Annotated in this window: 15 protein-coding genes; 12 read left to right on the forward strand and 3 right to left on the reverse strand. The window is 60.7% G+C overall.

Annotated features, from left to right (window positions below):
• Positions 1–183: 183 nt before the first annotated feature.
• The 3 genes from FIU93_RS16805 (at position 184) to FIU93_RS16815 (ending at position 2,430) form a co-directional block, all read left to right on the forward strand.
• Positions 184–1,182: a hypothetical protein gene (locus tag FIU93_RS16805; protein WP_152506230.1), complete on the forward strand. Its 999-nt coding sequence runs from the start codon at positions 184–186 to the stop codon at positions 1,180–1,182.
• Positions 1,183–1,446: 264 nt separating this feature from the next.
• Complete coding sequence (locus tag FIU93_RS16810; RefSeq protein WP_152506231.1) at positions 1,447–1,890, forward strand: MarR family winged helix-turn-helix transcriptional regulator; 444 nt, start codon at positions 1,447–1,449, stop codon at positions 1,888–1,890.
• Between the two features lie 72 nt (positions 1,891–1,962).
• On the forward strand, positions 1,963–2,430 hold the full coding sequence (locus FIU93_RS16815) for a GFA family protein (protein ID WP_031269258.1): 468 nt from the start codon (positions 1,963–1,965) through the stop codon (positions 2,428–2,430).
• A 13-nt stretch (positions 2,431–2,443) separates the two neighbouring features.
• On the opposite strand, the gene FIU93_RS16820 is transcribed toward FIU93_RS16815, so the two are convergent.
• Together FIU93_RS16820 and FIU93_RS16825 are read right to left on the reverse strand one after the other, a co-directional pair.
• Entirely contained in the window at positions 2,444–2,821 is a 378-nt protein-coding gene (locus tag FIU93_RS16820; protein ID WP_152506232.1) for a VOC family protein, read from the reverse strand.
• 132 nt (positions 2,822–2,953) lie between these two features.
• Positions 2,954–3,862 carry an iron-siderophore ABC transporter substrate-binding protein gene (locus FIU93_RS16825; RefSeq protein ID WP_055655002.1) on the reverse strand — a complete coding sequence of 303 codons (909 nt, stop codon included), beginning with the start codon at positions 3,860–3,862 and terminating at the stop codon, positions 2,954–2,956.
• Between the two features lie 92 nt (positions 3,863–3,954).
• Between FIU93_RS16825 and FIU93_RS16830 the strand changes: the two genes are divergently transcribed.
• The 7 genes from FIU93_RS16830 to FIU93_RS16860 all read left to right on the forward strand — a co-directional run bounded on the left by FIU93_RS16830 (position 3,955) and on the right by FIU93_RS16860 (position 13,092).
• Positions 3,955–4,944 (forward strand): iron ABC transporter permease, encoded by a 990-nt coding sequence (locus FIU93_RS16830; RefSeq protein WP_152506233.1) that lies wholly within the window; start codon positions 3,955–3,957, stop codon positions 4,942–4,944.
• Positions 4,944–5,963, forward strand: coding sequence for an iron ABC transporter permease (locus FIU93_RS16835; protein WP_209010146.1), 1,020 nt, complete (start codon positions 4,944–4,946; stop codon positions 5,961–5,963). Before FIU93_RS16830 ends, FIU93_RS16835 begins: the two co-directional genes overlap by 1 nt.
• Entirely contained in the window at positions 5,956–6,798 is an 843-nt protein-coding gene (locus FIU93_RS16840; RefSeq protein WP_152506235.1) for an ABC transporter ATP-binding protein, read from the forward strand. Before FIU93_RS16835 ends, FIU93_RS16840 begins: the two co-directional genes overlap by 8 nt.
• Positions 6,799–6,839: 41 nt before the next feature.
• A complete protein-coding gene (xrtT, locus tag FIU93_RS16845) occupies positions 6,840–8,336 on the forward strand; it encodes an exosortase T (RefSeq protein WP_152506236.1) in 1,497 nt (498 codons plus the stop codon).
• The gene (locus FIU93_RS16850) at positions 8,333–10,675 is read left to right on the forward strand and encodes a VIT and VWA domain-containing protein (protein ID WP_152506237.1); all 2,343 of its coding nucleotides are present in this window, start codon (positions 8,333–8,335) and stop codon (positions 10,673–10,675) included. The genes xrtT and FIU93_RS16850 overlap by 4 nt, the downstream gene beginning before the upstream one ends.
• 66 nt (positions 10,676–10,741) lie before the next feature.
• Positions 10,742–11,464, forward strand: coding sequence for a response regulator transcription factor (locus tag FIU93_RS16855; protein WP_152506238.1), 723 nt, complete (start codon positions 10,742–10,744; stop codon positions 11,462–11,464).
• Positions 11,461–13,092: an ATP-binding protein gene (locus FIU93_RS16860; RefSeq protein ID WP_152506239.1), complete on the forward strand. Its 1,632-nt coding sequence runs from the start codon at positions 11,461–11,463 to the stop codon at positions 13,090–13,092. The genes FIU93_RS16855 and FIU93_RS16860 overlap by 4 nt, the downstream gene beginning before the upstream one ends.
• Here FIU93_RS16860 and FIU93_RS16865 read toward each other — a convergent pair.
• Positions 13,070–13,966: a LysR family transcriptional regulator gene (locus tag FIU93_RS16865; protein ID WP_062488416.1), complete on the reverse strand. Its 897-nt coding sequence runs from the start codon at positions 13,964–13,966 to the stop codon at positions 13,070–13,072. The genes FIU93_RS16860 and FIU93_RS16865 overlap by 23 nt on opposite strands.
• Positions 13,967–14,142: 176 nt before the next feature.
• On the opposite strand from FIU93_RS16865, the gene FIU93_RS16870 reads away from it, so the two are divergent.
• Together FIU93_RS16870 and FIU93_RS16875 are read left to right on the forward strand one after the other, a co-directional pair.
• On the forward strand, positions 14,143–14,763 hold the full coding sequence (locus tag FIU93_RS16870) for a glutathione S-transferase (protein ID WP_023000935.1): 621 nt from the start codon (positions 14,143–14,145) through the stop codon (positions 14,761–14,763).
• A 76-nt stretch (positions 14,764–14,839) separates the two neighbouring features.
• Complete coding sequence (locus FIU93_RS16875; protein ID WP_152506240.1) at positions 14,840–16,492, forward strand: pyridoxamine 5'-phosphate oxidase family protein; 1,653 nt, start codon at positions 14,840–14,842, stop codon at positions 16,490–16,492.
• Positions 16,493–16,505 lie beyond the last annotated feature (13 nt).

Genomic DNA, 16,505 nt, shown 5'->3' on the forward strand with positions numbered 1-16,505 from the left:
ACACCTGAAAAACTCCGGCCGATCACACCGGCCGGAGCCGTTTCCCACCCCCGGCGGCCCACCCCGCGCACGGGAAACGGATAAGGGAGCCGTCCCTCGCGGCTCCCTTTTTTTGTCGGTTCGGTTTTAGGGTAACTTCAAGAAATTTCGGCAATAGTCGTTCCGGTTTTCAAGGGGGACAGCATGGCCAAACCGACGTTGAATGAATTCGTGACTGCCAGAATAGCAGCGGGACATCTCAGTGAGGATGATGTCATCAACGTACGCCGCTACGTTTACGGCGACATGGCTGTGTCCGTTGAAGAAGGCGAGGCTCTTTTTCGACTGAACAATGCCGACATCACCTATCACGGCACCTGGTACGAACTCTTTCCCGAAGCCATCCTCGATATCCTGGTGCACCAGGCAAAACCCGAGGGCTATGTTTCCGAGGACAAGGCTGCCTGGCTGGTCACCCAGATCATGGCGGACGGTCATATCTGTGGCAAAACCGAGCTGGACGCCGTACTGCATGTGCTGGAAAAAGCCCGCGAAGCACCGGAAAGTCTCGAACAGTTTGCACTGCGGGCTGTGGCGGACAGCGTGATTTCGGGGAAAGGGCCGACGCGCTCGGGCCTGGACCTCAAGCCCGGCGTCATTGCCGAGGCTGAAGTGGAGCTGCTGCGTCGGGTGCTCTATGCCGGTGCCGGCAGTCGCGGCGTTGCCATTTCGAAGGCTGAAGCCGAGGTACTGTTCGATCTCAACGACGCGACAATAGAGGCGGAAAATGCTCCCGGCTGGTCGGAGCTCTTTGCCAAGGCAGTTGCCAATTACATGATGGCGATGTCCGGTTTCACGCCACCCTCGCGCAAGATTGCCCTCGAGCGTGAAAACTGGCTGGAACAGCCCGGCGGATTTGAAGGTGGGCTCGGCGGTTTTTTCAAGAAGATGTTCAGCGGTGGTGTCGGCGGCATTCGTGACGCCTATGGCGACACGCCTGACCCGTTCACCGCCCGCGGAAATGAGATGCTTGCGGAGATTGCCGCCAATGAGGTGGTGACGGAAGACGAAGCCAGCTGGCTGGTGGAGCGCATAGGCCGCGACGGTATCCTGCATGAAAACGAGAAGGCCCTGCTGCGGTTCATCCGGGAAGAAAGCCCGAACATTCATCCCTTGCTCCGGCCATTGCTGGAGAAAGTTTGACCGGGTACCAGTCCGGCCAACGTTTTTTGTTCCATCCCGGCTTCTTGGCACGTCGTCAATATTGCAAGGATGCCGCGGTCCGGTTACCTGAAGGTTGTCGAAAAAGGCGTGACCGGTTGGGCCTGTCGCCCGGGTAAGCCCCGGTCCCTTCACACGTGAAGGCTTTGTTCGGTCAGGCGGCATAAACGCCGTCCGGCAAGAACCCCCGACTGTGGCGGCGGAGGTGCCGCCCCCTTCGCGTTTGCGAAGTCGAGGGAGCATGTCATGACGATCCCATTTGAAACGCAGGGTTCCACGCGCCCGATCGGGTACTGGATCCGCTCTGCCGATAGATGTCTTACCAAGGCGATCGAGGCCATCCAGTCTGAGCTGGGGCTTGAGCAAGCCGACTGGCAGGTGCTCAATACACTTGCCGAAAGTGCAGCAGGAATGCCGTTTGGCCGGCTGAGAGAGACCTTTGATCCCATGCTGGAGGTAAGGGACTTGCACAAGGTTCTGATCAGTCTTGCAGACCGGCGGCTTCTTCGGTCCGAGGAACATTTCTGGCGGCTTACCGACAAGGGCAGGGATGTCCACAGAAGTGCGAGGGAACGCCAAACCGCCTTGCGGAGAAAGGCGATGCAGGGAATCTCCGAGGCTGATTACAGCCTTGTGGTGAATGTTCTGGCCAGGCTCGTCAGCAATTGCCAGAGGCCAGAAGACACTTGAATGGAGACGCGAACCTCTGCAAGTTGCCGTCGCCACTGGCCAAACGGCCAGCCGAACCAGATGGAGCCGGACATGACGCAAGAGACTTTTTCACTCAAGGGGACATGCCGTTGTGGTCACACGAGCTTCGAGGTTTCCGCGCCGCCGCTGATCACCTGTGCCTGCCATTGCAGAGGGTGCCAGCAAATGAGTTCCAGCGCCTATTCCCTGACTGCGATCATGCCGGCGCCCGCGTTCAAGGTGACCGAAGGTACGCCGGTCAAAGGGGGATTGCAGGGACCAGAGGCGGATCATTACTTCTGCCCGGACTGCAAGACCTGGATGTTCACGCGTATTCCCGGGTACGACGAAATCGTCAATGTCCGCTCGGTCCTGCTCGACGACCTCCACTGGACAGAACCCTTCATGGAAACAATGACTGCCAGCAAGTTGCCTTGGGCGGAAACGCCTGCAAGGCACCGTTATGAAGGCTTTCCGCCGCCGGAAGACTTCATGAAGCTGATGGGCGAATTCGCCGCCCACCAGCTGGCAACCAGATAGCAGGTCGGCCAGGTCAGATTTCCTCGGCAACGTCGATCCGGTTGCCGTCCGGATCGGCGAAGACGAAGGCTCTGAGGCCGTAGTCCTTGTTCTGGAGGCGCTTGACGATGCGCAAACCATGGTGCTCGCAGGCCCGGCAGGCGGCGTCCGCGTCGGACACCATGATGTGGGCCTGATTGAATGGCGGAGCCCGGTAACCTTTCTGGAGTGTCAGGTGCAATTCGGCCTCGTCCTTCTTCAGGATCATGAAGCCAACCGGACTGCCGTTTTCGAACACTTTTTCCAGGCCGAAGATTTCCCGGTAGAGCGTACGGGAACGTTCAATATCGCTGACGCCCAGTGTTGCGGCGATGCGGCCGAGCCGCAGCTGCGAGGAAGTGTCGGTGGTCATGGCTTACCCTTCTGTTTTCAATGACGGACAGCAAGGCAACCGGTCGGTGCCGGTGAGAACCCGCCTATCCGCAATCTCAGGGCGGTGCCTGTGGGGGAACGGCTTCCGTTCAAGCGGAAGCCGAACGGTTTTCTAGTCGAGGCCGTAAATGCCGGCAATGTCGTGAAGCATCAGCTTTGCAGCCAGAATGCCACCGGCGGTGTTCCAGATCGCATCGCTGACCTGGTGCACCTTGCCCGCCTTGACGGCAGACAGGGACTGCCACAACGGATCGGCAAGCACTTCTTCTTCCAGAGACGTGCCTTTGCCATCGCCTGTGTCATAGGTGAAATAGAAGATCCGGTCGCCGTCCATATCCGGAATGCTCTCCTTGCCGGTGCGGATGGCAAATTCTTCCACATTCTGGTTCGCCGGCCGGTGAAAGCCGATGTCTTTCAAAAGCACACCGGAGAAACTGTCGAGCTGATAGATGCGGATCTGGCCGGGCACGAAACGGATCACGGAAACTTCCTCGTTGAGGTGGTCACCAAGTTTCTCGCGAAGGTCTGCGACTGAAGCATCGTAATCGGCGATGGCTGCATCCGCTTCCTGCTCCTTGCCGAGTGCTTCGGCATAGAGGCGGAAGTTGATTTTCCAGTCACCACGAAGCTCCTTGGACATGACGGTCGGGGCGATTGCAGTCAGCTGCGGATAGATTTCCTCGTGCCGCTGCTTGTTTGCCAGGATCAGGTCGGGCTCCAGAGCCGCGATCAGTTCCAGGTTCACCGCGCTTTCCTTGCCGACAGGTTCTGCTCCGTCCATGGCATCGGAAATATGGTCCCACCAGGGATCGCCATTCCAGGAATTGGCCGCGCCCACCGGCGTCACGCCCAGTGCCAGCAGCGCTTCCGTGCCTTCATTGGTAAGGACGACAATCCGTTTCGGGGCGTCCGGAACCGTGACGGTGCCCATGCTGTCGGTGACATCACGAGCAATCGCAGGGGCCGATGCCAGCATTGCAAACAGCGGCAGGGCGCACAGCAGGCGTGACCAGATCTTCATTAGAACGACTCCAAAAAGTTGAATATTTGCCTCCAGTATTAAACCCGTGTATGGACGGGCCGTTGATTTGTCAATCGGAGGGGAGAGGGCGCATGAGGCGGCCGGCGATTGCATTGTGTCTGGCGCTGTGCGCGGCTGTCATTTTCAGCCTGCATGCCGGATTGACCTTCTATGCGCCTCATACGGTCCTTTCCGCGCTCTTGGGGGGGGAGGGCGCAGATGCGCTGATCGTGACGACGTTGCGTCTTCCAAGAACCGCGATCGGGGTGGTTTGCGGGGCCTCTCTCGGCCTTTCCGGCCTGTTGATGCAATCGGTTACGCGCAATCCGCTGGCAGAGCCGGGACTGCTCGGGGTCAATGCAGGCGGTGCGCTTTTCGTGACCTTCGGGGTGACGGTCTTCGGCGTGGCAAGCCTTGCCGGTATCGGCATGGCAGCAGTGATGGGCGCATTGGCGGCAACGGCCCTGGTTTTTTCGATTTCAGCGTCTACTGGCGGTGCAGGCAATCCGGCAACCACGTTGCTGGCCGGATTTACCGTCGCCGCCCTGCTGGCGTCCTTCACGCAGACCTTGCTGCTGATCGACGAAAGCGCTCTTGAGACACTGCTGTTCTGGCTGTCGGGCAGTTTTTCCGACAGGCCGATCGGGTTGTTGCAACTCGGGTTGCCGTTGCTTGCCATCGGGGTCGCAGGCAGCCTCCTTCTGGCAACACCGCTGGATGTGTTGCGCCTCGACGATGCCAGTGCCCGGGCTGTGGGTGTCAATGTTGGCGCAGTCCGATTGACGGCGCTCGGTCTTGCAGCCCTGCTTGCGGCGGGGGCGGTGGCGATGGCAGGGCCGGTGCTGTTTCTGGGGCTGGTTGCGCCGCATCTTGCCCGGCGCCTGACAGACGGCGCCCTGCCGTCGACACGGCAGTTGATCGTGCTTTCCCTTCTGACCGGTGCCCTGATCGCAGTCCTTGCCGATATTCTTGCGCGTATTGTCGTTGCGCCCGGTGAAGCGCCGATGAGTGCCGTTCTTGCGCTTGTCGGTGTGCCGATGCTGGTACATCTGCTTCACAGGCGGAAAGGGCTGGCAGCGTGATGGCAGGCGCATTTCCACTTTTCAGGCTGCTGCCGGTCATGCTGCTCGTGTTTGCGTTGACGCTGGCAGCAACGGGCATCGGGTCCAGCTTCATGCCGCCGGAACGTGTTGTCGCGGCGCTGGCCGGGCAGGGCAGCCGCATGGATGAAGTAATCGTCTGGACCCTCCGCTTGCCCCGTGTTGCCCTTGCCATACTGGCCGGAGCGGCGCTTGCCCTTGCGGGCGCCTTGCTGCAGCGGGTCGTGCGCAATCCCATGGCGTCGCCCTCGGTTCTGGGCATTACCGACGGCGCGGCGGTTGGCGTCGTGCTGTTCTTGTGGCTGTTTTCTGATCAGGCGAACAATCTGACAGTCTCCATTCACTGGCAGCCTCTGGCCGCCATCGCCGGGGCGGCCGTCTTCGGTGCCCTGGTGATCGCATTGGCATCGCTCGATCGGGCAGGCAGCAAGCCGCTGAAGATCATCTTGTACGGTATTGCCCTCGCGGCACTCGCAAAGGCCGCGGTCACGCTGTTGATTATTCTCGGGCCTGTCTACAGGGCAAGTCAGGCACTGACCTGGCTGACGGGCTCGGTTGGTGCAGCCCACTGGCAGGACGTTCTGGCGGTCGGTGTCGGCCTTGTCGCAATCATCCCGGTGTTGTTGTGGCAACGGCTCACACTGCGGCAACTCGTACTTGATCCTCAAAGCGCTGCCGTGACCGGTCTGTCGCTGGACAAGGCCCAGTTCTGCCTGCTGGCAGTTGCCGTTTTCCTGACGGCCATCGCAACGGCCCATGTCGGTGCCATCGGTTTTGTCGGTCTGGTCGCGCCGCACGTCGCGCGGATCTTCCACGGTCAGTTCCGGTCCGGATATCTGGTTTCCGTGGCTCTGACCGGGAGCTTCCTGGTGCTGGCAGCCGACACGCTGGCCCGGATTATCGCGCCGCCGCTGGAATTGCCCGCAGGCGCGTTGACTGCGCTCGTCGGTGCGCCGCTGTTTCTCTATCTGCTTGTAAAAGGACGGCAATCCCATGCCTGACACTTTGGCCAGTCTCGATCGTGTCAGTGCCGCATATGACGGCGCCCTTGCGCTGGACGAGGTCTGCCTCGACCTGCCCGACGGCAGGATCATTGCCTTTTGCGGACCGAACGGCAGCGGCAAATCGACTGCCCTGAAAGTGATGCGCGGTCTGCACCGGCCGGATGCCGGCAATGTGGAAATCGTAGGCAGGGCGATTGGCGACTGGTCGCAGAAGGATCTTGCGCGCCAGGTCGCCATGTTGTCCCAGTCGCCCGATGCCCCGTCGGATCTTTCGGTTGAGGATCTGGTGCTGATGGGGCGGTTTGCGCATCGAAGCCGGTTCGGCGGCCCATCGGCAGCGGACAGGGCTGCCTGCGACCGTGCGCTTGAAATCACCGAAATGGCCGAGCTGAAAACCCGGGCTCTCGCCCAGCTTTCCGGCGGGCAGCTGCAACGTGCCTGGGTTGCCATGACGCTGGCGCAGGATACGCCCCGGATCTTTCTGGACGAGCCGACCAACCATCTGGACATTGCCCATGCGTTTGAGTTGCTAGACCTCGTCAAGCACCTGAGCCGCTCCGAGGACCGAAGCTTCGTCATTGTCCTGCATGATCTCAACATGGCCATGCGCTACGCCGATCACGTTGTGCTGTTCGAAAAGGGACGGATCGCCGCCAATGGGCCGACAACGGAAGTGCTGACGGAAGCGACCGTCTCTTCCGTATTTGGCATCGCCTGCAGGATTATGCCCCTGGACGGGTTGGAACGACCGGTCATCGTTTCCTGGGGCAAGGCCACCGGGGCGGGCGTTTCCGGCCAGTCGCCCGGCAAAATGCGCAAAATCTGCACATAGGCTGACAAAGGCCTGCAAGCGGGTTTGGCACAACAGGTGCCATGACCCGCCTGGCAACCTCTTCCCCGACCTCACTGGCCTTCCTCCTGGCCTCGCTGATCCTTGCCTATGAGCCGCTACGCTGGCTGGTCGGCACATGGACTGACCCGTCCTACCCATCGACCGGCGCGCTCTATCTGATCGCGGTGGCAGCCCTGGTGCTCTGGTCGATGACGAGCCCGGTTCGGCAGAATTCGATCGGGCACCGGCAAATGGCAGTGCTGCTCCTGTTGGGGGCGGCGTTGATCCGGCTGGCAAGCCAGGTTCTGGCGATCAACGTGGTCGGCGGGTTGGCGCTGGCAATTGATGTCTTCGCGCTGGCGACCCTTTTGCGGACAGGGGAGAGGCAGCGTGCCGTTTCCCCCTTCTGGCTGTCCGTCCTGTTTCTGCTCACTCTGCCGGTCGAGCGCATTCTGCAACGGCTGCTCGGCTATCCGCTCCAGGAACTGTCGGCCAAGCTTTCCTGCAGCGGTCTCGGCCTCTTCTTTTCGGACCTCTCGTGCTCAGGCATCCGGATCGGTCTTGCCGGCAAGGACGTTCTGGTGGACCTGCCTTGCTCGGGCACATCCGGGCTGATGCTCGCCATGGCCTTCCTGGTCATCCTGACTGCGCTATACCGGCCAAACCTGCTGACTGCCGTGCTCTGGATTGGCATCACGCTCGGGCTGGCTCTGATCGGCAATTCTCTGCGCATCGCTTTGCTTGCCGTCGGCATTGCCTATCCGGAAAGTGTCCTTGAGGCCGATGTCATGGCGCAGCCGCTTCACGACATTATCGGTTATCTGACGCTTCTTCTGTCGATGGCACCGGTGCTGGCGTTTTACAAGCCACGTCCCGCTGAGTGGCGAGCTGTCCAGGCTGTCTTCAGCTTGCCGGTGATGTCGCGGCCCTTGCAGAAGATGTCTGCACTGGTGTTCCTGAGCCTGGCCTTGTTCATCGTCAGCCTGCCGAGGCACGCGCTTGATGTCTCGGCTTCATCCCGGCCGCAGCCATTGCCTTTGACACTGGCGGGTGAGGTCGGTGTCGACGAGGCGCTGTTGCCGATCGAGGAGCAATACTTCCTGCAATATGGTGGCCACGCCCAGAAGCGGCGCTACGGGCCGATGGCACTGACGCTGGTGCACACCTCTTCGCCGCTGCGCCATCTGCACGCCCCGGACGATTGCCTGCGCGGACTCGGCTTCGACGTGGCCTTTCTCGGCAGCCGTTTCGAACCGGTTCCGACAGCGCTCTACCGGGCCCGGTCGAAAACCGGAGGTGACTGGCGCGTTGCCGTCACCTTTACCTCCAGCACCGGCGAGACGACCCACAACATCGCCGAGGCGATCTGGCTGTGGCTGAAACGGCCCGGCACCACCTGGACCAGCATTCAGCGAATTACCCCGTGGACACTAGACGAGCCGCAACGCGCCGCCTTTGAGGCCGCCGCAGGGGCTGCGCTCGATCTCAACACCCGCACTTCCGGTATTTTCCCTGCCCAAAAGGAGAAACGCATATGACGTTCCTGTCCCCATTGGCGTCTGCCAGTTCTCTAAAACCAACTCTGAAAGCCACACTGAAAGCCACTTTGGCAGCCTCACTGGCCATCGTCTTTGGCACGCTTTCAGCGCTGCCGGCTTCAGCTGAGCCAGACCTCGACGATCTGTCCGGCACCGTGGTTGCCACTGCCGGTGGCAAGGAGATCCATCTGCCGCTTCTGAAGGCCGATTACAAGGTCGAGGTTGAAGGCGATGTTGCCCATGTGGAACTGACGCAGACCTTCCTGAACCCGACCAAGCTGCCGCTCAATGCGACCTACCTGTTTCCGCTGAACCAGAAGGCGGCCATTCACGCCATGCGGATGGATCTCGACGGCGAGACCATCGTGGCGCGGATGAAGAAGAAGGAAGATGCCAAGGCAACCTTCGAGAAGGCGAAGCGGGAAGGCAAGGCCGCTGCCCTTCTGACGCAGCACCGGCCCAACATGTTCACCCAGGATATTGCACATCTGATGCCCGGTCGCCCGGTGAAGGTGACACTGGAATACGCCCAGACCGTCCCCAAGATCGACGGCGCCTATGAGCTGGTAATGCCGATGGTGGTGGGGCCGCGTTACGAGGGGCTGGGCGCGCAAGCCGCCCTGAAGCATTCGCAAAACATCGCGGACAAGAGTGTGCCGAGGGACGACAGTCCAGGATACGGCGATACCGAATATGCGAGCGATGAACCCGCCTTTGCGAAACCTGCTGCCTTCAAGCACAGTGAAACAGTCTCCGGCTGGCAGATCGACAAGCTTCCGGCCTATCCGGAGGTCATCGGGCAGAATGCTCCGAAGGAAATCGATCCGAGGCGGGTGTCGCTGGAACTTGCTCTCAAGGCACCGATGCCTGTCTCGCGGCTGTCGAGCGATACCCATGCACTGGAGGTTTCCAGCCAGGGCGAAATGCGGACAGTCCGCTTCAAGTCCGGCAGGGCCATCGACAATCGGGATTTCGTTTTGCGTTACGAGCTTGCCGCACAAAGCGATGTTGCTGCCGGTGTCTCGTCCAGGTACGAAGCCGATGGCGGGGGCTATTTTTCGCTGCTGATCGAGCCGCCGAAACTGCCGGCTGAAGACATGATTGGCCAGCGCGAGCTTGTCTTCGTGCTGGATACATCAGGGTCCATGAGCGGGCAGCCGATCGAAGCGAGCAAGACCTTCATGACGGCAGCGATCAGGTCTCTGCGCCCTGATGACTATTTCCGCATCCTCCGCTTTTCCAATAACACCTCCCAATTTGCCGCAAATGCCGTTCTGGCAACGGAGCGAAACAAGCGGCAGGCCTTGAAGTTCGTGGCTGGCCTTTCGACCGGTGGCGGGACGGAAATCAACCAGGCCGTAAACACCGCCTTTGATCAGGCACAACCGGAAAACACCACACGCATCGTTGTCTTTCTGACCGACGGTTATATCGGCGACGAGGCGACCGTGATCTCGAGTGTCGCGAGCCGTATCGGCAAGGCGCGTATCTATGCCTTCGGCGTCGGCAACTCGGTCAACCGGTTTCTGCTGGATGCGATGGCCACGGAGGGCAGGGGCTATGCCCGCTACGTGGCTTTGGGAGAAGACGCGGGCGAAGCGGCGGAAAGCCTTGCCGCAAACCTGAAAACACCGCTCCTGACAGACATCGCCATCGACTGGAACGGTCTCAAGGTCGAGGGACAGAGCCCGGCCAGGATACCCGATCTGTTCGAAGGCGGCTCGGTGCGCGTGATGGGGCGATACGCTGCCGGCGGCAAGCATACGATTTTCATCAACGGTCTGGTCAACGGACATGCTGCCAGACTGCCGCTTGAAATCGACCTGAAGTCTTCTGTCGACGGCAGTGCGGTTTCCAGTCGGGCCCTGCCGCTGATCTGGGCGCGTGAGCAGATATTCGACAAGGAGCGCGCCTATACGATCGGTGGCAGTACCGACATGCAACTGAAGCAGGAAATCGTCGATCTGGGCCTGACCTATTCGCTTCAGACCCGGTTCACGTCCTTTGTCGCCGTCTCTGAAAAGGTGATGAACGGCGCACCGGCGACCGCCTCCCACCGAAACGTGCCCTTGCCGCTAGTTGCAGGCGTTTCGACCAATGCCTATCCGTCCTTGAACCTTTCCGGCAGTTCCGCGCCGGAACCGGAAGGCATATTGGGAGTGATGCTGGTCCTCCTGGCTGTGGCTGCCCGGTTCCGGCTTAAACTGGCAAATAGCTTCCGCAAGTTGCGGGAAAGGGTTCGGGGGTTCCGGTCACGCGACGAGGAAGCTGCGTCTGGCGAGCTGGATCTTGCCTTGCCCCGTACGTTGCGCCGGGACGGTTGGTGGCTGGAAACCTGATCCGTGCTTCGCTATTGGTAACGCTCCCGCAGGCAACTGCGGGGGCCATTTTTCGGGAAGAGACATTTGCCAGGTCAAACCATTCTTGTTGTCGATGACGACCCGCATATCCGGGACGTCATCTGTTTCGCGCTTCAAAAAGCGTCCTATGTGTTCGAAGTTGCCGCTGACGGGAAGGAAGCGCTCGACAAGGCGCTTTTATGCAATCCATCCCTGATCGTTCTGGACATCGGCCTGCCGGAAATGGACGGGCTGGATGTCTGCCGGCACCTGCGCCGCACGTCGGAGGTTCCGATCCTGTTTCTGTCGGCACGCGATGACGAGATCGACAGGATCGTCGGCCTGGAACTGGGTGCCGATGACTATGTGACCAAACCTTTCAGCCCGCGCGAACTGATCGCCCGCGTCGGCGCGATCCTGAAGCGCTATGGCGCCCCCGCGGCAGCCGAAACGGTTGAAGACCTGCCAGCGCTGCGTTTCGGTGCGGTCGAACTTGACCGGTCGCAGCGCCATGTGACAGTCGGTGGAACGCCTGTCACGCTCACGGCCATCGAGTTCGATATCCTGGCTACCCTGCTGGCCCGGCCGAAGATCGTCTTTACCCGCGAGCAGATCCTCCAGAATGCCTACCGGGACAATATCCACGTCTCCGATCGCACCATCGACAGCCACATCCGCAACATCCGCGCCAAGCTTGGAACCGTTGGATGCGGCGATGCCATCGAGACCGTGCACGGCGTCGGATTCCGGCTTGGGCCCTGCCGGGTCGAGAATGGAAACGGCGGATGATCCTGTCGCGCACCTTCCGAGACAAATGGCGTCCGCCGCTGTCGCTCGTGGTGGCGGGGGTTCTTGGCATCATGCTGCTGGTGCCTCTCGCAGGTGTCGCCTTCTTTCGCGTCTATGAAAACCAGCTCATTGAGACGACAGAAGCGGAGCTGATCGGGCAGTCGGCGGCAATTGCCGCGGCAATGGCGCAGCGCCTTGAGGAGATCGGTGGCGCCGACCTGCCTTTGGGGCCGGAGGTTGCGAAGGCTACGGAGGTGCCAGGCAGTCGCAGCATCTATCTGCGAAACCCGGGCGGAAGCTGGACGCCGCAACTTCCGGAACTCGATCTCACGCGCACAAATGTCTTGCCCGGGAGAGGGGCGCCACGGCCGGCTGCCGAACCACCGCTTCTCGAATATCTGAGTGCCGGACAAGCCGTGGACCGCATCCTGCAGGAAACTCAGAAGAAGACCCTGGCCGGATTCCGGGTGCTGGATTTCAATGGCGTGATCATCGCCGGACGTGAGGATATCGGCCTGTCGCTTGCCCATGTGGAGGAGATCAAAAGAGCGCTTTCGGGTCATTATGCCAGTGCGCTGCGCGAGCGCATCGTCGACAATCCGCAGCCGATCTATTCCATCAGCCGGGGAACCAGTGTTCGCGTTTTTGTCGCGATGCCGATTATCGTGAGCGACCGGGTCGCGGGCGTTGTCTATGCCTCGCGAACACCCAGCAACATTCTCAAGGAAATGTTCGTTAAGCGCGAGGCCGTCTTCTGGGTCGTGGTCTTTGTGCTGGCTGCGACTTTTGTCGTCGGTTTCATTTTCGCGCGCGCCATCACCGGACCAATCAAGGCACTGACACGGCGTTCTCTGGCGATCGGTAATGGCGAGCGGGAGGCATTGGTGCCGCTTGCCATTCACGGCAACCGCGAGATCCATGCGCTTTCAGAAAGCATGCTGGACATGTCGCGCAAGCTGTTCGATCGGAACGACTATATCTCCACCTTCGCCAACCACGTGACTCACGAGTTGAAGACGCCGCTGACCTCTATCCAGGGTGCGGCGGAGCTGTTGAAGGACGAAGGGGCAGAACTGAGCGAAGCGGACAGGGAGAAGTTCCTGGGCAATATCCTGCACGATACCGAACGTGCCTCGAAGCTCTTGAACCGACTTCGAGATCTCGCCCGGGCCGACAGCGTCGAGATCGGCGGGAGTTGTCGGCTGAGCGAAGTTGCCACCGCGCTCAGGAGACGCTTCGAAGGGCTGGAAATCGACCTGTCCGGCGATGCGGATCTGCCGATGTCGGCGGAAAACGCCCGGATCGTTTTTGAAAACCTGATCGACAACTCCCGCCGCCACGCCGCGTCCAGGGTATCGATTGTTGCCGTGCCCGACGAGAAAGGTCTGACGGTTCAGGTGCAAGACGATGGCGAGGGCATTTCCGAAGGCAATCAGGACCAGGTCTTCGAACTCTTCTTCACCACCCGGCGGCAAAGTGGGGGCACCGGCATGGGGCTTGGCATCGTCCAGGCGCTCTTGAAGGCCCATGGTGCAGCGATCCGACTGCTGCCGGGTGCCGGTGGCGCAACCTTCGAGCTCTCCTTTCCGGTGAGGCCGCCTGCCATTAGTCCGGCCAGCGGGAGCTGAACACTGCGGCCAGGTGATCGAGCAGTGCACGCACACGGCGGGTCAGGTGCCGGTTGGGTGGGTAGAGTGCATAGAGGCCGAACGTGTCGGTCTTGTATTCCGGCAGCACGCGCTCTAGCCGTCCGTCTGCCAGGGCGTCCTCGATGGCATAGAGCGGCGCGATGGTGAGGCCGAGACCGCCCATTGCCATACGGGCCAGGGCTCCGGGCGAGTTGGAGCGGACGGCACCATGCAGCCGGATGACCTGCTCTTCATCCCCGGAATGAAACCGCCAGGTGTTGAGTTCGGTCTGATTGCTGTCGACAAGGCAGACATGGGTTGAAAGGGCTCTTGGGTCCTGCGGTCTGCCGTGCCGCTTCAGATAATCCGGTGAGGCACAAAGAACCAGCGGCATGCCGGCCAGCTTGCGAGCGATCAGGGTGGAATCCCGCAAGGCTCCGATGCGGATCGCCAGGTCTAGACCTTCCTCCACCAGGGCAAGCCGGTGATCGGTCAGGCGCATATCCACTTCGACATCCGGATGCTTGCGCAGGAAAGGGACAAGCGCCTCGCTCAGCCTCGTGCTGCCGAAGCCGGTCGGGGCCGTCAGTCTGATCTGGCCGGCCAGGGCGCCCTGACGTTCACGCACAAGCGAATCCAGATCATCGATCTGCTCCAGGATCGGCCGGCAATGCTCCAGATAGGCTGCGCCGACGTCGGTCAGGGACACACTGCGCGTGGTCCGGTTGAAAAGCTGGGTCTTCAACTGGCCTTCCAGATGCTGGACATATTTGCTGACAAGCTTGGTCGATAGGCCCAGCCGTCGCCCCGCGCTTGTGAAGGACCCTTCCTGCGCGACGGCGATGAAGGCTCGCATGGTTTCGATCTTGTCCATCACTATTGTCCTCGGCGGGTCCTGCTCTCGTCAGCTGTTTATCCCTCATTTGTACATAATCATTGAATGAATTCGAAGATTATTTCCATTCAAGTCAGGAGGCATATTGCAGGCAGCGGACCGGACCAAGACGCTTCGGCCGCAGAAAGATCCTTCAAGGCAAGAGGAAGCTGGCGATGTCCAACGCAATCAAGATCCACCGTTTTCCGCTCTCCGGTCACTGCCACCGGGTGGAACTCTTTTCCAGCCTCACCGGCATCAATTACGAGTTGGTCGAGGTCGACCTGGCCAATGGCGAGCACAAACGCGATCCGTTTCTGAAACTCAATCCTGTGGGCCTGGTTCCGGTCATCGAAGATGGTTCGACCGTGCTTTCTGACTCCAACGCGATCCTCGTCTACCTGGCACGCAAATATGCGCCGGACTGGCTGCCGACAGATCCGTATCTGGAAGCGGAAGTTCATCGCTTCCTGGCCTTTGCCGCCGGTGAACTTGCCAGCGGCCCGGGTGCGGCGCGGTTGATCACGGTCTTCGGACGGCCGCTTGATCCGGAACGCGCGAAGTCTGTCGCCAAGGTGGCTTTCGATAATCTGGAAGCCCATCTGGATGGCCGCGAGTGGCTCGTTGGCGATCGGCCGACGATCGCTGACATCGCCATCTACAGCTACACGGCGCATGCGCCGGAAGGCAACGTTTCGCTGGAGCCCTATCCGCGCATCCGCGGTCTTTTGAAGCGCATCGAGGATTTGCCGGGCTTTGTGGCCATGCCGGCTACCAAGGCAGGCCTTGCCGCGTAACGTTTCCCGGAGCTGCAGGTCCTTGCGAGCAAGGGCCTGCGTCTGGCGTTCTCGAAGGTACCGAAAGGATTTGACGATGGCTGAGATCGATGAGACTGCAAACCGGACGGTCATCCCTTCTCCGTTTCATGACGGCGAACGCCAGGTGCAAGAACGACTTGGCGACAGGGACGTGGAGCGCTGGGCGCGTGGTGCCATCCGCGGCTTCATGCCTGATCAGCATCGGGCCTTCTTCGAGGACCAGCCATTCATGATCGCCTCGGCGCGCGATGCTGCCGGTCGCCCCTGGGCGACAGTGCTGGAGGGCTGGCCCGGATTTGTGCGCTCACCCGATCCCGGGTCGTTGACGATTTCAGCGCGTCCTGTCGCAGGAGACGCTCTGGAAGAGGCATTTGTCGCAGGTGCGGATGTCGGGTTCATCGGGATCGAACTTGCGACCCGGCGGCGCAACCGCGTCAACGGGACAGTCGCGTCAGCAGGGTCCGACGGTTTCCGGTTTGCTGTCGGGCAGTCGTTCGGAAATTGCCCGCAATATATCCGGGCACGGGATGTGCGCTGGAGCACGGAGGCTGCCTCGGGAGAAGCAGTTCGTGGATCGCGTTTGAGTGCGACGCAAGCAGCGTGGATCAGGTCTGCCGATACGTTCTTCGTCGCAACCGGGTACCGGGGAGAGGGAGATGACGAGGCCTTTGGCATGGACGTGTCTCACCGGGGTGGTGAACGCGGCTTCGTGCATGTTCTGGATGATCGCCGGCTGATGTTCCCCGACTATGCGGGCAACAGGTTCTACAACACGCTCGGCAACATTCTGGCGGATGCGCGAACAGGGCTGTTGTTCCTGGATTTTGCAAGCGGCAGCCTGTTGCAGGTTACCGGCCGGGCAACGATCGTTTGGGATGCGGAAGAAGTGGCGAAAGTGCCTGGTGCACGTCAACTCGTGTCCTTCGAGGTCGACGAAATCGTTGAGCTGACGTCGGTCTTGCATTTGCGCTGGCAGAAAGATGCATCGACAATCCGGTCATTGAGGCTTGCAGAGAAAATCCGGGAAAGTTCCGACGTGACCTCGTTTGTGTTCGAGGCTCGCGACGAGGGAGCTTTGCCTTCGTTCAAGGCCGGTCAGCATTTGCCGATCGAACTCAGCCTTCCTGCCGGCCATGGCAAGATCCAGCGAAGCTATTCGCTTTCCGGCGATCCGTCCGAAGGCCGCTATCGAATATCCGTGAAGCGCGAGCCGAACGGACTTGTCTCGCGTCTCCTGCATGACGTGCTTCAGGTTGGCGGATACATAGACGCTGGAAGGCCGGCTGGCGATTTTTCGCTGCCGGAGACGAATGACCCGGTGGTGCTGGCAAGTGCGGGCATCGGTATCACGCCGCTCCTGAGCATGCTGCATCATCTGGCAGGTGAGGATGGGAGCCGTCCTGTGTGGTTTGTCCAGAGTGTCAGGGATGGCGATCATCATCCCTTCCGGCAGGAAGTCGAAAGCCTGACGGCGGGGAGGCCGAACATTCGGCACGAGATCCGATATAGCCGCCCACAGACTTCGGACGTTTCAGGTCGGGATTATGATGCGGTCGGCCGGATAACGGCACAAGAGCTGCTGGACTTGTCACCCAAACTGCAGACGCAATACTTCCTGTGCGGTCCGTCTGCCTTCCTGGCTGATCTGAAGTCCGGGCTGGAACAGCTTGGTGTTTCGCAGGAGCGGATCCACTTCGAAGCCTTCTGAGGGCGATCCGGGC

It is taken from the genome of Labrenzia sp. THAF35 (assembly GCF_009363595.1).
Taxonomy (GTDB): Bacteria; Pseudomonadota; Alphaproteobacteria; order Rhizobiales; family Stappiaceae; genus Roseibium; species Roseibium algicola.

Bases quoted from the DNA above. Each gene is read 5' to 3' on its own strand.
- FIU93_RS16805 (WP_152506230.1), top strand. From the start codon at position 184: ATGGCCAAACCGACGTTGAATGAATTCGTGACTGCCAGAATAGCAGCG.
- FIU93_RS16810 (WP_152506231.1), top strand. From the start codon at position 1,447: ATGACGATCCCATTTGAAACGCAGGGTTCCACGCGCCCGATCGGGTAC.
- FIU93_RS16815 (WP_031269258.1), top strand. From the start codon at position 1,963: ATGACGCAAGAGACTTTTTCACTCAAGGGGACATGCCGTTGTGGTCAC.
- FIU93_RS16820 (WP_152506232.1), bottom strand. From the start codon at position 2,821: ATGACCACCGACACTTCCTCGCAGCTGCGGCTCGGCCGCATCGCCGCA.
- FIU93_RS16825 (WP_055655002.1), bottom strand. From the start codon at position 3,862: ATGAAGATCTGGTCACGCCTGCTGTGCGCCCTGCCGCTGTTTGCAATG.
- FIU93_RS16830 (WP_152506233.1), top strand. From the start codon at position 3,955: ATGAGGCGGCCGGCGATTGCATTGTGTCTGGCGCTGTGCGCGGCTGTC.
- FIU93_RS16835 (WP_209010146.1), top strand. From the start codon at position 4,944: ATGGCAGGCGCATTTCCACTTTTCAGGCTGCTGCCGGTCATGCTGCTC.
- FIU93_RS16840 (WP_152506235.1), top strand. From the start codon at position 5,956: ATGCCTGACACTTTGGCCAGTCTCGATCGTGTCAGTGCCGCATATGAC.
- xrtT (WP_152506236.1), top strand. From the start codon at position 6,840: ATGACCCGCCTGGCAACCTCTTCCCCGACCTCACTGGCCTTCCTCCTG.
- FIU93_RS16850 (WP_152506237.1), top strand. From the start codon at position 8,333: ATGACGTTCCTGTCCCCATTGGCGTCTGCCAGTTCTCTAAAACCAACT.
- FIU93_RS16860 (WP_152506239.1), top strand. From the start codon at position 11,461: ATGATCCTGTCGCGCACCTTCCGAGACAAATGGCGTCCGCCGCTGTCG.
- FIU93_RS16865 (WP_062488416.1), bottom strand. From the start codon at position 13,966: ATGGACAAGATCGAAACCATGCGAGCCTTCATCGCCGTCGCGCAGGAA.
- FIU93_RS16870 (WP_023000935.1), top strand. From the start codon at position 14,143: ATGTCCAACGCAATCAAGATCCACCGTTTTCCGCTCTCCGGTCACTGC.
- FIU93_RS16875 (WP_152506240.1), top strand. From the start codon at position 14,840: ATGGCTGAGATCGATGAGACTGCAAACCGGACGGTCATCCCTTCTCCG.